This window comes from Caballeronia sp. LZ024 (assembly GCF_031451455.1).
In the GTDB taxonomy this organism is placed as follows: Bacteria; Pseudomonadota; Gammaproteobacteria; order Burkholderiales; family Burkholderiaceae; genus Caballeronia; species Caballeronia telluris.
In genome coordinates, this window is record NZ_JARUXL010000001.1 from 1,138,325 (window position 1) to 1,151,512 (window position 13,188).

A 13,188-nucleotide genomic window follows, 5' to 3' on the forward strand; every position below is an offset into this window, starting at 1 on the left:
CGGTGATTTATTCGATGAAGAGCGCGGCGATCGGGCGGCGTCGCCAGAACTTTCGCAGCGTGCCGCGCGTGACGGTGAGCGTGACCGAGCCGGTGTCGCTGCAAAGCGTCATGGCGAGCGTGCCGAGCGAGCCGTCGTTCAGCGCGGCGAGCGCCGGCGCGAACCAGTCGGCTTCGAGTTGTTGCAGCGCCGCGTTCCAGCGCGCCCAGTCCTGCTCGATGAAAGGCGCGGAAAACGGATCGAGCTCGACGAGCGTGCGGCCCTTGTCGTCCGTTGCGGCGAGCGCGCTGAACGACGCAGGCGGCGCCGAGGGCGAAAGATCGGCGGCGAGCGCGAGTCCGCGCGTCGCCGCGGCGTGCGACATCACGCGTGAAAACGGGCTCGATACCGTCTGATAGACGCCTTGTCCGTGCAGCCAGATCGAATTGATCGCGGGCAGGCCGCGCGCTTCGCGCGCCTCGTTCAGCGGATGCTCGAACCACGCCATCTGCACTTCATTTTGCAGCTTCATCCATACGCGCGAACGCTGGCCGGTTTTCGCTTCATGCGGCAACCAGATTTCGATGTTGCGTCCGCTTGCGCGCAGCGGCGATGCGCCCGACAGCGCGCCGAGACTCTCGCCCGACACATACCAGCGCGTCGCGCCCGGCGCCTGCACGTCGACGCCCATCTCTTCGATCAGCGGCTGCACGGTTTGAAAAAGCGTGCGGGCTTCATCGGCGGAGACTTCGAGCGTCGCCGGATCGATCAGCACCAGATGATCGTGCGCGATACGCACGTGCACCGGCTCGACGCAGGCCCAGGTCGCATCGCCGGGCGTGCCGCCGTCGGCGAGCAGCATGTAGGGCGCGAGCGGCGCGTCGTCGGCGAGTGCGGCATCCGTCGCGTGCGCGACGCCGAATGCGCGCGCGATCCAGCGCTCGTGCGGCAGCGTGCGCTGAAAATCCTCGCCGATCACGCGCTCGTCCAGCGTCGCGCGGGCGAGCAGCTTTTCGAGCGCGGGGGTCTCCAGGTTGTGCAGCGCGGTCGCGGCGTCCGCGGCGGACGGCAGCGCGAACGGGAGCAGAAGGTGGAGGTGGTGAACGGACATAATGGTGCGCATTGTATGGCAAACTTCGCGGTTGACTGATCGCCCGGCGCCGGCCTCGCGCCCGCCGGAATGCGCGCCAGGGCGTCCGGTGGGCGATTGGGCGCGTATATAGCGCGTATATACGATGATTCGTGAAGATGCGCGTCGCGCAGGAATCGCAAATGGCACGCGGGCCGGCTCGCCGGCCTTCTGCTTGCGCGGATCGAAACAAAAGGACTCGCTTGAAACTACCCTACGAATGGCAGATCGGCTGGCGCTACACGCGCGCCAGCAAACGCACGACAGGCAACGGCTTCATCTCGTTCATCGCGCTCGTTTCGATGGCCGGCATCGCGCTTGGCGTCGCCGCGCTGATCGTGGTGCTCTCGGTGATGAACGGCTTCCAGAAGGAAGTCCGCGACCGCATGCTCTCGGTGCTCTCGCACGTCGAAATCTTTTCGCCGACCGGCTCGATGCCCAACTGGCAGCTCACCGCGCAGGAAGCGCGCCGCAATCCGGAAGTGACCGGCGCGGCGCCGTATGTCGAGGCGCAGGCGCTCCTCACGCGCCAGGGCGCGGTGAGCGGCGTCGCGCTGCGCGGCGTCGAGCCGTCGCTGGAACCGCAGGTCTCCGACATCGGCCGTGAAATGCGCGCCGGCTCGCTCGCGAGCCTCGTGCCGGGCGAATTCGGCATCGTGCTCGGCGCCGATCTTGCGACCAACCTCGGCGTCACCACCGGCGACAAGATCACGCTCGTCGCGCCCGAGGGCACCATCACGCCGGCCGGCATGATGCCGCGCCTGAAGCAGTTCACGGTCGTCGGCGTGTTCGAATCGGGGCACTACGAGTACGACTCGACCCTCGCGCTCATCTCCATCCGCGACGCGCAGGCGCTCTTTCGCCTGCCCGCGCCGACCGGCGTGCGTCTGAAGCTCAAGGACATGCAGCGCGCGCCCGACGTCGCGCATCAACTCGCGCGCACGCTTTCGGGCGATCTCTACATCCGCGACTGGACGCAGCAGAACAAGACCTGGTTCTCCGCCGTGCAGATCGAAAAGCGCATGATGTTCATCATTCTCACGCTGATCATCGCGGTGGCGGCGTTCAACCTGGTTTCGTCGCTCGTGATGACCGTCACCGACAAGCAGGCCGACATCGCCATCCTGCGCACGCTCGGCGCGCAGCCGGGCTCGATCATGAAGATCTTCGTCGTGCAGGGCGTGACCATCGGCTTCATCGGCACGGCGATCGGCGTGTCGCTCGGGTGTCTCATCGCGTGGAGCATTCCGTGGCTCGTGCCGATGATCGAGCACCTGATCGGCGTGCAGTTCCTGCCGCCTTCGGTGTATTTCATCAGCGAATTGCCGTCCGAGCTCGTGCCGGGCGACGTCGCGAAGATCGGCATCATCGCGTTTTTGTTGTCGTCGCTCGCGACGCTCTATCCGAGCTGGCGCGGCGCGAAGGTTCGTCCGGCGGAGGCGCTGCGCTATGAGTGATACGAACAACACCATCGTGCTGCAGGCATCGGCGATCTCGAAGACCTTCGTGCAGGGCGGCTTCAACGTGCAGGTGCTGAACAACGCGCAACTCGACGTCTATCGCGGCGAGAAGCTCGCGATCGTCGGCGCGTCGGGCTCGGGCAAGAGCACGCTGCTGCACGTGCTCGGCGGACTCGACGAACCGAGCGCGGGCAAGGTGTCGCTGCTCGGCAAGCCGTTCACGGAACTGAAGGAGCGCGAGCGCAACGAGCTGCGCAACCGCGCGCTCGGCTTCGTGTATCAGTTCCACCATCTGCTCGCGGAATTCACCGCGCTCGACAACGTCGCGATGCCGCTCAGGATCCGCCGCATGTCCGAGGACGACGCGCGCCGACAGGCGATGGAGATGCTGGAGCGCGTGGGCATCGGGCATCGGGCGAAGCATCGGCCGGGCGCGCTTTCGGGCGGCGAGCGGCAGCGCGTGGCGATCGCCCGCGCGCTCGTGACGCATCCCGCGTGCGTGCTCGCGGACGAACCGACCGGCAACCTCGACGGCGGCACCGCCGACACTGTGTTCAACCTGATGCTGGAGTTGTCGCAGACGCTCGAGACAAGCTTCGTGATCGTCACGCACGATCCCGATCTCGCCGCGCGCTGCGACCGCATCATGCGGCTGCGCGACGGCGTGCTGTACGAAGAGCCGCCGGTCCCGGTGTAAGCTTTCGGCATCATGTGGATTGACACGCACTGCCATCTCGATGCTTCCGAATTCGACGCCGACCGCGACGACGTCGCGGCATCGGCGCGGCGCGCGGGCGTGTCGCGGATCGTGATTCCGGGTGTCGAGCGCGCGAACTTCGCGACGGTGCGCGATCTTGCGCATCGCATCGACGGCGGGGCGTATGCGCTCGGCATCCATCCGCTTTTCACGCCGCGCGCTCAGGACGACGACCTGCGCGTGCTGCGCGAAACCGTCGCCGCGAGCCTCGACGATCCGCGCTTCGTGGGCATCGGCGAAATCGGGCTCGACTACTTCGTGCCGACGCTCGACGACGCCCGCCAGCAGTTCTTCTACGACGAGCAACTGAAAATCGCGCGGGAATTCGATCTTCCCGTGATCTGCCACGTGCGCAAATCGCAGGACAAGGTGCTCAAGGGGCTGCGCGTCAATGGCGTGAAAACCGGCATCGCGCATGCGTTCAACGGCAGTTTCCAGCAGGCCGAGGCGTTCATCGCGCACGGCATGCATCTCGGTTTCGGCGGCAATCTCACGTTCGAGCGCGCGCGGCAGATTCGGCGGCTCGCGGCGCAACTGCCGCTCGAGTCGATCGTCCTCGAAACCGATGCGCCCGATATCGCGCCGTCCTGGCGCTACAGGGAACGCAACGCGCCGGACCAGGTTGCGGGCATCGCCAAAGTGCTGGCGGAACTGCGCGGCATCGACGAAGCCGCGCTTTCCCTAGGCACAACGGCTAACGCTCACGCCGCGCTGCCGCGACTCGGGCGGCTCTCCTCATAATCGTTATCGTGTCGACGGCGGACATCGGATGAATCGGTCATCCGGTGCGGACGCGCTCGTCATGAACTTTGGCGAGGGCGTGCGTGCGGGGTGTACTGATCGGGTTCGCGCTGGGTGTCGGATGGCTGCAGCAGCAGGCCGCGTTGCCGGGGTGGCGCGGGTGGATGGGTCTGTGCGTGGTGTTCTGCTGCGCGTGCGTGCTGAGTCGGCGGTATCGCGGCGCGCTGCTGGTCGGGGCTTTTGTGTTCGGCTTCGGTTACGCGGCCGTGCGCGCCGATGTCCGCATGCAGGCGCAACTGCCTCTCGCCTACGAAGGGCGCAATATCGTTCTGAACGGTTACGTGCGCGGCCTGCCCTCGACCGACGACGACGGCACGCGCTTTCTCTTCGAAGTCGAATCGAACGATGCAAAGCTGCGCGACTTTCCGCGCGTCGTGCAATTGTCGTGGATCGCCGTCGATGGCGCGCCGCCGCCCGGGTTGGTTGCCGGCCAGCGCTGGACATTGACGGTTCGCCTGAAGCGCGCGCACGGCAACGCGAACTTCGGCGCGCGCGACGCCGAAGCGGCGCTTCTCGCACGCGATATCCGCGCGACGGGCTACGTGGCGGAGAACGCGAGCGCGCGCCGGCTGCCTCGCGACGCGCACGGCATCGCGCTGGCGATCGACCGGCTGCGGGCGCATTTGCGCGAGCGCATTGGCCGCGCGCTCGGCGCGGCGCCGCATCGCGGGATCGTCGTGGCGCTGGCGGTGGGCGCGCAGGACGGCGTGAGCGACGACGACTGGGCGCTGATGCGCGCGACCGGAACGAGCCATTTGGTGGCGATCTCGGGGCTGCATATCGGCTTCGTTGCGGGACTGGCGGCGTGGCTGACTGGTTTTATATGGCGCCGCGCGCGCTGGCGCGGTGTGCCGCTGCCGCTTTACGTGGCCGCGCAGAAAGTGGCAGCGGGCGGCGCGGCGGCGTTCGCGGGGCTTTATGCGGGTCTCGCCGGATTCAACGTGCCGGCGCAGCGCGCGTTGTGGATGCTGGGCGTCGTCGCGCTCGCGGCGATGGCCGGGCGGCGGCTCGCGCCGTCGCTCGTACTGGCGTGGGCGCTCGCGCTCGTGCTCCTCGCCGATCCGTGGGCGGTCACGGCGGCCGGGTTCTGGCTGTCGTTCTGCGCAGTCGGCGCGATTCTCTTCGCGATCGCGGCGCACGGGCGGCGCGCGTCGAAAGGGCGTGCCGACGACGGCGATGACTCCGCGCGCGATGTCGAGACCTACGAAGCGCGCCAGCGCGCGGCGGAAGCGGGTGCCGGTGAGCCGGCGTCCGCGATCGAACGGTTGCCGGATTCCGCGTCGTCGATCGTCGCGGTGGACGCGGCCAGGGAACGTAGCTGGCCGCTTGCCGATGCCGCGCGAGTCGCCGCGTGCCCGCGCGACGAACGCGTGTCGGGGCCGCCCGATGCCGCTGCAACGCTCATGTCCGCTCGTCCGCCCGGTCCCGCCCCGGGACGGGCGAGCCATCGTGCGCGTGGCGTCCTGCATGAAGCGCTGCGCCATGCACGCCGATCAGCGAGTCACTTAAGCGCGCCCGCGGCGTCGAGCGCGCGCGTCCAGTACGCCGTGACGATTGCGCTCGCGCCGCTCACCGCCTACTGGTTTTTCCAGATTCCGCTGATCGGCCCGCTCGCCAATGCCATCGCGATTCCGTGGGTCAGCATGCTCGTCACGCCGACGGTGCTCGCGGGCGTGTTGCTGCCCGCGCCGCTCGACGGCTTCGCTTATCAGATCGCGCACAGCCTTCTCGCGCTCATGTGCGAAGCGCTGGCGCATTTCACGAGCCTGCCGTGGGCGTTGTGGCGCCTGCCGCAGCCCGGACCGTTCGCGCTGGCGGCGGCTGCGGCCGGTGTCGCATGGGCGCTCGCGCCGCGCGGCTGGCCGTTGCGCTTCGCCGCGCCACTGACCTGGCTGCCGCTCGTCGTCCCCGCGCCGCATGCGCCCGCGACGGGCGCGTTCCGCCTGACGGCACTCGACATCGGCCAGGGGTCGTCGATCGTCGTCGAAACGGCGCGCCACACGCTGCTCTTCGACGCCGGTCCCGGGCCCGAATCGACGCACGCGGGCGAGCGGATCGTCGTGCCGTATCTTTTCGCCGATGGCGCGACGACGCTCGACGCGCTCGTCATCAGCCATTCCGATTCGGATCACGCGGGCGGCGCGCCGGCCGTGCTGCAATCGATCGGTGTGCGTCAGTTCGTGGCTTCGCTGCCGCCGCAGGACGCGCTGTGGCGAACCGCCGGCGAGCACCACGCAGACGCGCTGCGCTGCGCGGCGGGCCAGCGCTGGACGTGGGACGGCGTCGAGTTCGCGATGCTCTGGCCCGATCCGGCGCCGCTCGCCGGCAAGCCGAATGCGCAGTCGTGCGTGCTGAAGGTGACGAGCGCGGCAGGACGCTCGGCCTTGCTCGCCGCCGATATCGAAGCGGACGTCGAGCGCACGCTTCTGCGGCGCGACGCCCGCGCGCTGCGCGCCGACGTGCTCGTCGTGCCGCATCACGGCAGCAAGACGTCGTCGACCGAGCCTTTCCTCGATTCCGTCAGGCCGCTCGTCGCGGTATTTCAGGTAGGCTATCGCAACCGTTTTCACCATCCGCATCCGACCGTGTTTCAGCGTTATCGCCTGCGCGGGCTCGAACTCTCGCGCAGCGACGAAGACGGCGCCGCGCGCATCGAGGTTTCATCGGCGATTTCGCTTGAACGCTACCGGCAGACGCACGCGCGCTACTGGATGGACCGGTGAACGGAACAAGAAAAACACGCGACAAGGAGCGCCCACCGCTTGAAGGACATCATTCATTTCTCGCACGCGAACGGCTTTCCGGCATCGACGTACCGGACGATCTTCGCCGAACTCGCCGACGACTACGACATCCGCTCGGTGGAGCGCTTCGGCCATGATCCACGCTATCCGGTCACGCGCGACTGGCCGCGTCTCGTCGACCAGTTGCTCGACGACATCGCCAGCACGCGCCACGGCGCGACCGCCGCGCAGAATGAACGCGCGAAGGTATGGCTCGTCGGTCATTCGCTCGGCGGTTATCTGTCGATGATGGCCGCGCTCAAGCGCCCGCAGTGGGTGAAGGGCGTCGTGATGCTCGATTCGCCGGTGATCGGCGGCTGGCGCAGCAGCGTGTTGCGCGTGTCGCAGTTCACGGGACTCGACGAGCGCCTGTCGCCCGCCGCCGCGACGAAAAAGCGCCGCACGCAGTGGGCGAGCCGCGACGAAGCGTGGCGGCACTTCCACGCGAAGCCGGCGTTCGCGCGCTGGGACGAGCGCATGCTGTCCGATTACATCGACTACGCGATTCCGCAGACGGGCGCGAACGGCGCACGCACGCTCGCGTTCGATCGCCACGTCGAATATCTGATCTACCGGACGCTGCCGCATACGCTCGGCGCGCGGCTCGCACGTGGCGCGCAGGTGCCGGTCGGCTTCATCGCAGGGACGCATTCGAAGGAAGTGCGGCAAGTGGGGCTCGATCTTACGCGGCGCGTCGCGGGCGAGCGTTTCGAGTGGATCGAAGGCAGCCATCTCTTTCCGATGGAGCGGCCGATCGATACCGCGCGCGCCGTGCATCGCATGCTCAACGCGCTCGGCTGATCCGGCGCAAACACGCGCAGCGGGCGCAGAAAGTTGCAACGCTGCACTGCAAAATCCGGGCGGCGCGCGCTGGGTCGGAGGCGGCCTTTACGGTATAATCCGTTTTTCCCGCGAGCACCTAGCGATGACCAAATATGTATTCGTCACCGGCGGCGTAGTTTCTTCCCTTGGCAAAGGTATTGCCGCCGCCTCCCTCGCCGCGATCCTCGAATCGCGCGGCCTCAAAGTCACCCTCCTCAAGCTCGATCCCTACATCAACGTCGACCCCGGCACGATGAGCCCGTTTCAGCACGGCGAAGTGTTCGTGACGGAAGACGGCGCGGAAACCGACCTCGACCTCGGCCATTACGAGCGCTTCATCAGCACGAAGATGCGCAAGGCCAACAACTTCACGACCGGCCAGATCTACGAATCGGTGATCCGCAAGGAACGCCGCGGCGAGTATCTCGGCAAGACGGTTCAGGTCATTCCGCACATCACGAACGAAATCCAGGCGTTCCTCGAACGCGGCGCCGCAGCGGCGACGTGCGGCGAGCCGGATGTCGCGATCGTGGAGATCGGCGGCACGGTCGGCGACATCGAATCGCTGCCGTTCCTCGAAGCCGCGCGCCAGATGAGCCTGCGCCTCGGGCGCAACAGCGCGTGCTTCGTGCATCTGACGCTCGTGCCGTACATCGCCACCGCGGGCGAACTCAAGACGAAGCCCACGCAGCACAGCGTGCAGAAGCTGCGCGAGATCGGCATCTCCCCGCACGTGCTGCTGTGCCGCGCCGACCGCCGCATTCCCGACGACGAATGCCAGAAGATTTCGCTCTTCTCGAACGTGCCGGAAGACGCGGTCATCTCCGTGTGGGACGTGGACAGCATCTACAAGATTCCGCAGATGCTGCACGACCAGGGCCTCGACCAGATCATCTGCGAGGAACTCAAGCTCGCGCCGCAGCCGGCCGATCTCGCCATGTGGTCGCAGCTCGTCGAGAAGCTCGAGAACCCGAAGAGCGAAGTGACCATCGGCATGGTCGGCAAATATGTCGAACTCACCGAGTCGTACAAGTCGCTGATCGAGGCGCTGCGCCACGCGGCGATCCATACGTCGACCAAGGTCAACATCGAATACATCGACTCCGAGCAGATCGACGCGGAAGGTGTCGACGGTCTGAAGCATTTGGACGCCGTGCTGGTGCCGGGCGGCTTCGGACGCCGCGGCACGGAAGGCAAGATCAAGGCCATCCAGTACGCGCGCGAATCGAAAACGCCTTATCTCGGCATCTGCCTCGGCATGCAGCTCGCGGTGATCGAATTCGCCCGCGACGTGGCCGGCCTCGCCGACGCCAACAGCACCGAGTTCGAGCCCTCCACGCAGAATCCGGTCGTCGCGCTCATCACAGAGTGGTACGACCGTGCGGGCCGCGTCGAAAAGCGCAGCGAGGAATCGGATCTCGGCGGCACGATGCGCCTCGGTTCGCAGAAGTGCCCGATCAAGCCGGGCACGATGGCCGAGCGCATCTACGGCACGGATGTGAACGAGCGTCACCGTCACCGTTATGAAGTCAATAACCGTTTCGTGCCCCAGCTCGAAGCGGGCGGCCTTATCATCAGCGCCCGTACCCCGAGCGAGGACCTGCCGGAAATGATGGAATTGCCGCAGTCGATGCATCCGTGGTTCGTCGGTGTCCAGTTCCACCCCGAATTCACCTCGACCCCGCGCGACGGTCATCCGCTCTTCAAGGCGTTCGTCGAAGCGGCGCGAACGCACAGCGAATCGGCCGACGGCACGCAGGCGGCCGATGGCAAGGAAGCGGCCGCGCGCGCCACGGCGGGAGCACAGGCATGAAACTCTGCGACTTCGACATCGGTCTCGACAAGCCGTTTTTCCTGATCGCGGGGACGTGCGTCGTCGAATCGGAGCAGATGACGATCGACGTCGCCGGGCGGCTGAAGGAAATCTGCGCGAAAGTCGGCGTGCCGTTCATCTACAAGTCGTCGTATGACAAGGCGAACCGCAGTTCGGGCAAGTCGTTTCGCGGGCTTGGCATGGACGAAGGCCTGCGCATTCTTGGCGAAGTGAAGAAACAGCTCGGCCTGCCGGTTCTGACCGACGTCCATTCGGAACACGAGATCGAAGCGGTCGCATCGGTGGTCGACGTGTTGCAGACGCCCGCGTTCCTGTGCCGCCAGACCGATTTCATCCACGCGTGCGCACGTTCGGGCAAGCCGGTGAACATCAAGAAGGGCCAGTTTCTCGCGCCGCACGACATGAAGAACGTGATCGACAAGGCGCGCGACGCCGCCCGCGAAGCGGGTCTGTCGGAAGACCGCTTCATGGCGTGCGAGCGGGGCGTGTCGTTCGGCTATAACAACCTCGTCTCGGACATGCGCTCGCTCGCGATCATGCGCGAGACGAACGCGCCCGTCGTCTTCGATGCCACGCACTCGGTGCAGTTGCCGGGCGGGCAGGGCACGAGTTCCGGCGGCCAGCGCGAGTTCGTGCCGGTGCTCGCGCGCGCGGCGGTCGCAACGGGCGTGTCGGGGCTCTTCATGGAGACGCATCCGGACCCAGCGAACGCCAAGTCCGATGGACCGAACGCCGTACCGCTGCATCGCATGGAAGCGTTGTTGGAAACACTCGTCGCGCTCGATCAGGCGGTGAAGCGCGGCCCGTTCCTCGAGAACGATTTCAGCTGAAAGCGCGTCGCGAACGTCGCGGTCGCGACGTTCGCATCAAAAAAATCGCTGCACAAAGCAGCATCGGACAGGGGGAGAACTCAGTGGCGAAGGGCTACATCATCGCGAACATGGAAGTGACGAACCCCGAGCAGTACGCCGATTACCGTGCGCTCGCGCCGGCGGCGATCGAAGCGCACGGCGGCACGTACCTCGTGCGCGGCGGCCAGAGCGAAACGCTCGAAGGCGCGTTCCATTCGCGCACTGTCGTCCTCGAATTTCCTTCCTTCGAAGCAGCAAAGACGTTCTATCATTCCGCCGAATATGAAGCCGCGAGGCAGGTCCGCGAAGGCGCGGCGCGGGTGAACCTGATGGTGGTCGAAGGAGTCTGAGCGGGGCGGCACATCCGTGCCCCCGTATTCGCTTCCTTCGAAAATCTTGAGCAAGGCCGGCAGGAAGCGTCGCCGGCAGCAGGAATTCAACGTCATTTCTTGAGGAAACCATGAGTGCTATCGTAGATATCATCGGCCGCGAGATTCTCGATTCGCGAGGCAACCCCACCGTCGAATGCGACGTGCTGCTCGAATCGGGCACGATGGGCCGCGCTGCCGTGCCGTCGGGCGCATCCACGGGATCGCGCGAAGCGATCGAACTGCGCGACGAAGAAGGCAACCGCTACGGCGGCAAGGGCGTCTTGAAGGCCGTCGAGCACATCAATACCGAAATCTCCGAAGCCATCATGGGCCTCGACGCGTCGGAACAGGCGTTCCTCGACAAGACGCTGCTCGAACTCGACGGCACCGACAACAAATCGCGTCTCGGCGCGAATGCGATGCTCGCCGTGTCGATGGCGGTTGCGAAGGCCGCGGCTGAAGAAGCAGGCCTGCCGCTCTATCGCTACTTCGGCGGCTCGGGCGCGATGCAACTGCCGGTGCCGATGATGAACATCGTCAACGGCGGCGCGCACGCGAACAACAGCCTGGACATCCAGGAATTCATGATTGTGCCGGTCAGCCAGCCGACCTTCCGCGAAGCGCTGCGCTGCGGCGCCGAAGTGTTCCACTCGCTGAAGAAGATCCTCTCCGAGCGCGGCATGAGCACGGCGGTCGGCGACGAAGGCGGCTTCGCGCCGAATTTCGGCAGCAACGACGAGTGCCTCTCCACGATCCTGCAAGCCATCGAACGCACCGGCTATCGCGCGGGCGAAGACGTGCTGCTCGCACTGGATTGCGCGGCGAGCGAGTTCTACCACGACGGCAAGTACCAGCTCGCGGGCGAAGGCCTGCAACTGTCGTCGGCGGAATTCACCGACTACCTCGCGACGCTCGCCGACAAGTTCCCGATCATCTCGATCGAGGACGGCATGCACGAGAGCGACTGGGAAGGCTGGAAGATTCTCACGGATCGTCTGGGCAAGCAGATCCAGCTCGTCGGCGACGACCTGTTCGTCACCAACACGCGCATCCTGAAGGAAGGCATCGAGAAGGGCATCGCGAACTCGATCCTGATCAAGATCAACCAGATCGGCACGCTGACGGAAACTTTCGCGGCCATCGAGATGGCAAAGCGCGCGGGCTACACGGCGGTGATTTCGCACCGTTCGGGCGAAACCGAAGATTCGACGATCGCGGACATCGCCGTCGGACTGAACGCCGGCCAGATCAAGACGGGTTCGCTCTCGCGCAGCGACCGCATCTCGAAGTACAACCAGTTGCTGCGTATCGAGGAAGATCTCGGCGATATCGCGAGCTATCCGGGCAAGTCGGCGTTCTACAACTTGCGCTAAAGCTTTAGCCGAATTGGACGTTAGTTAATTTTTCAGCCCGCCGCCCTCGCGCTTCGAACGCCGGGCGGCGCTTATTTCGGCTCTCTCAATGCGGCTTGTCACTGTCGTCCTCATCCTCCTGCTGGCGCTGATCCAATATCCGCTGTGGTGGGGACATGGGGGTTGGCTGCGCGTCCACGAATTGCAGGGACAACTCGCGCAGCAGACCCAGAAGAACGCCGACCTCAAACTGCGCAACGAACGCGTGCAGGGCGAAGTCCAGGATTTGCAGAGCGGAACGGCGGCCGTCGAGGAACGCGCGCGCTACGAGATGGGCATGATGAAGGACAGCGAGGTCTTCGTGCAGTTCGTCTCGCCGAATTCGGCCGCGCCCGTCAACTCGGCGAACGCGCCCGGCGCGAATGCGTCGACGCGCGGTCAGGTGTCGGCGGCGCCCCTGCGGGTGGTGCCGAATCCGGTGTCGCGTTCGAAGGAAGAACGTCGGGCGTTCGAGAAGAAGGCCGCGAAGGAAAAGGAAGACGCGAAGAAGAAGCAGGGCGGCTGAACGCGAAGGTCATCGGCAAATAAGAAAAGCGCGGTCATCGGCCGCGCTTTTTTCATTTCATCTCTACCACGAGTATCCCGTTCCGAATCCGATGCCGGTTCCCCAGTACGGACCGCCGCCCCAGCCGCCGCTGGAATACCCGCCGTAGATGCTGACGGGCGCACGGTAGTACTGCGACCACGCCTGTGCCGCGGCATCGGCGGCCATCGCTTGTTGTTGCTCGGCGAGCACTTGGTGATCGATCTGGTTGTAGCGTTGTTGCTCTTCCTTCGACAGCGGCTGCTGCGGCTGAGTTTGAGCCGAAGGCAGGCGGCTATAGATCGGCGACGGGCCGGGCGGGTCCATCGTACAGCCCGCGATCAACGCGGCCGCCGACAACGCGCATACCGACAACGAAACACCCCGGAACCACGCAGCTTTTTTCATATCGACCTCCAGCGGGCCGCAGACCAGACAGACCTGAATCATATCGTGCCGGACCATG

12 protein-coding genes are annotated in these 13,188 nt (G+C 65.9%); 10 read left to right on the plus strand and 2 right to left on the minus strand.

Translation table 11 applies throughout. The features are described from left to right. Positions 1-7: 7 nt before the first annotated feature. Positions 8-1,102, minus strand: a complete 1,095-nt coding sequence (locus tag QCE48_RS05095) for a regulator (RefSeq protein WP_309785794.1) — start codon at positions 1,100-1,102, stop codon at positions 8-10. A 209-nt stretch (positions 1,103-1,311) separates the two neighbouring features. Here QCE48_RS05095 and QCE48_RS05100 point away from each other — a divergent pair, with 209 nt between their 5' ends. The 10 genes from QCE48_RS05100 (at position 1,312) to ftsB (ending at position 12,704) form a co-directional block, all read left to right on the plus strand. Then, complete coding sequence (locus QCE48_RS05100) at positions 1,312-2,565, plus strand: lipoprotein-releasing ABC transporter permease subunit (protein WP_309785793.1); 1,254 nt, start codon at positions 1,312-1,314, stop codon at positions 2,563-2,565. Beyond that, on the plus strand, positions 2,558-3,265 hold the full coding sequence (gene lolD, locus QCE48_RS05105) for a lipoprotein-releasing ABC transporter ATP-binding protein LolD (RefSeq protein WP_116561819.1): 708 nt from the start codon (positions 2,558-2,560) through the stop codon (positions 3,263-3,265). The genes QCE48_RS05100 and lolD overlap by 8 nt, the downstream gene beginning before the upstream one ends. Before the next feature lie 12 nt (positions 3,266-3,277). Then, positions 3,278-4,066, plus strand: a complete 789-nt coding sequence (locus QCE48_RS05110) for a TatD family hydrolase (protein ID WP_309785792.1) — start codon at positions 3,278-3,280, stop codon at positions 4,064-4,066. Between the two features lie 83 nt (positions 4,067-4,149). Continuing rightward, the gene (locus tag QCE48_RS05115) at positions 4,150-6,849 is read left to right on the plus strand and encodes a DNA internalization-related competence protein ComEC/Rec2 (RefSeq protein WP_404982744.1); all 2,700 of its coding nucleotides are present in this window, start codon (positions 4,150-4,152) and stop codon (positions 6,847-6,849) included. 39 nt (positions 6,850-6,888) lie between these two features. Further along, on the plus strand, positions 6,889-7,710 hold the full coding sequence (locus QCE48_RS05120; RefSeq protein WP_309785791.1) for an alpha/beta hydrolase: 822 nt from the start codon (positions 6,889-6,891) through the stop codon (positions 7,708-7,710). Between the two features lie 124 nt (positions 7,711-7,834). After that, a complete protein-coding gene (locus tag QCE48_RS05125) occupies positions 7,835-9,544 on the plus strand; it encodes a CTP synthase (protein ID WP_309785790.1) in 1,710 nt (569 codons plus the stop codon). Beyond that, positions 9,541-10,395 carry a 3-deoxy-8-phosphooctulonate synthase gene (kdsA, locus tag QCE48_RS05130; RefSeq protein ID WP_309785789.1) on the plus strand — a complete coding sequence of 285 codons (855 nt, stop codon included), beginning with the start codon at positions 9,541-9,543 and terminating at the stop codon, positions 10,393-10,395. Before QCE48_RS05125 ends, kdsA begins: the two co-directional genes overlap by 4 nt. A gap of 83 nt (positions 10,396-10,478) precedes the next feature. Then, a complete protein-coding gene (locus QCE48_RS05135) occupies positions 10,479-10,766 on the plus strand; it encodes a DUF1330 domain-containing protein (RefSeq protein ID WP_087628852.1) in 288 nt (95 codons plus the stop codon). Between the two features lie 110 nt (positions 10,767-10,876). Further along, entirely contained in the window at positions 10,877-12,160 is a 1,284-nt protein-coding gene (gene eno, locus QCE48_RS05140; RefSeq protein WP_062636304.1) for a phosphopyruvate hydratase, read from the plus strand. 88 nt (positions 12,161-12,248) lie between these two features. Continuing rightward, positions 12,249-12,704: a cell division protein FtsB gene (gene ftsB / locus QCE48_RS05145; RefSeq protein WP_116561812.1), complete on the plus strand. Its 456-nt coding sequence runs from the start codon at positions 12,249-12,251 to the stop codon at positions 12,702-12,704. Positions 12,705-12,767: 63 nt separating this feature from the next. On the opposite strand, the gene QCE48_RS05150 is transcribed toward ftsB, so the two are convergent. Continuing rightward, positions 12,768-13,130, minus strand: coding sequence for a hypothetical protein (locus QCE48_RS05150; RefSeq protein WP_309785788.1), 363 nt, complete (start codon positions 13,128-13,130; stop codon positions 12,768-12,770). Positions 13,131-13,188 lie beyond the last annotated feature (58 nt).

What these genes read in the sequence shown, in the direction of transcription:
- QCE48_RS05095 (WP_309785794.1), bottom strand. Translation starts at nt 1,102, where the DNA reads ATGCGCACCATTATGTCCGTTCACCACCTCCACCTTCTGCTCCCGTTC.
- lolD (WP_116561819.1), top strand. Translation starts at nt 2,558, where the DNA reads ATGAGTGATACGAACAACACCATCGTGCTGCAGGCATCGGCGATCTCG.
- QCE48_RS05110 (WP_309785792.1), top strand. Translation starts at nt 3,278, where the DNA reads ATGTGGATTGACACGCACTGCCATCTCGATGCTTCCGAATTCGACGCC.
- QCE48_RS05125 (WP_309785790.1), top strand. Translation starts at nt 7,835, where the DNA reads ATGACCAAATATGTATTCGTCACCGGCGGCGTAGTTTCTTCCCTTGGC.
- kdsA (WP_309785789.1), top strand. Translation starts at nt 9,541, where the DNA reads ATGAAACTCTGCGACTTCGACATCGGTCTCGACAAGCCGTTTTTCCTG.
- eno (WP_062636304.1), top strand. Translation starts at nt 10,877, where the DNA reads ATGAGTGCTATCGTAGATATCATCGGCCGCGAGATTCTCGATTCGCGA.
- ftsB (WP_116561812.1), top strand. Translation starts at nt 12,249, where the DNA reads ATGCGGCTTGTCACTGTCGTCCTCATCCTCCTGCTGGCGCTGATCCAA.
- QCE48_RS05150 (WP_309785788.1), bottom strand. Translation starts at nt 13,130, where the DNA reads ATGAAAAAAGCTGCGTGGTTCCGGGGTGTTTCGTTGTCGGTATGCGCG.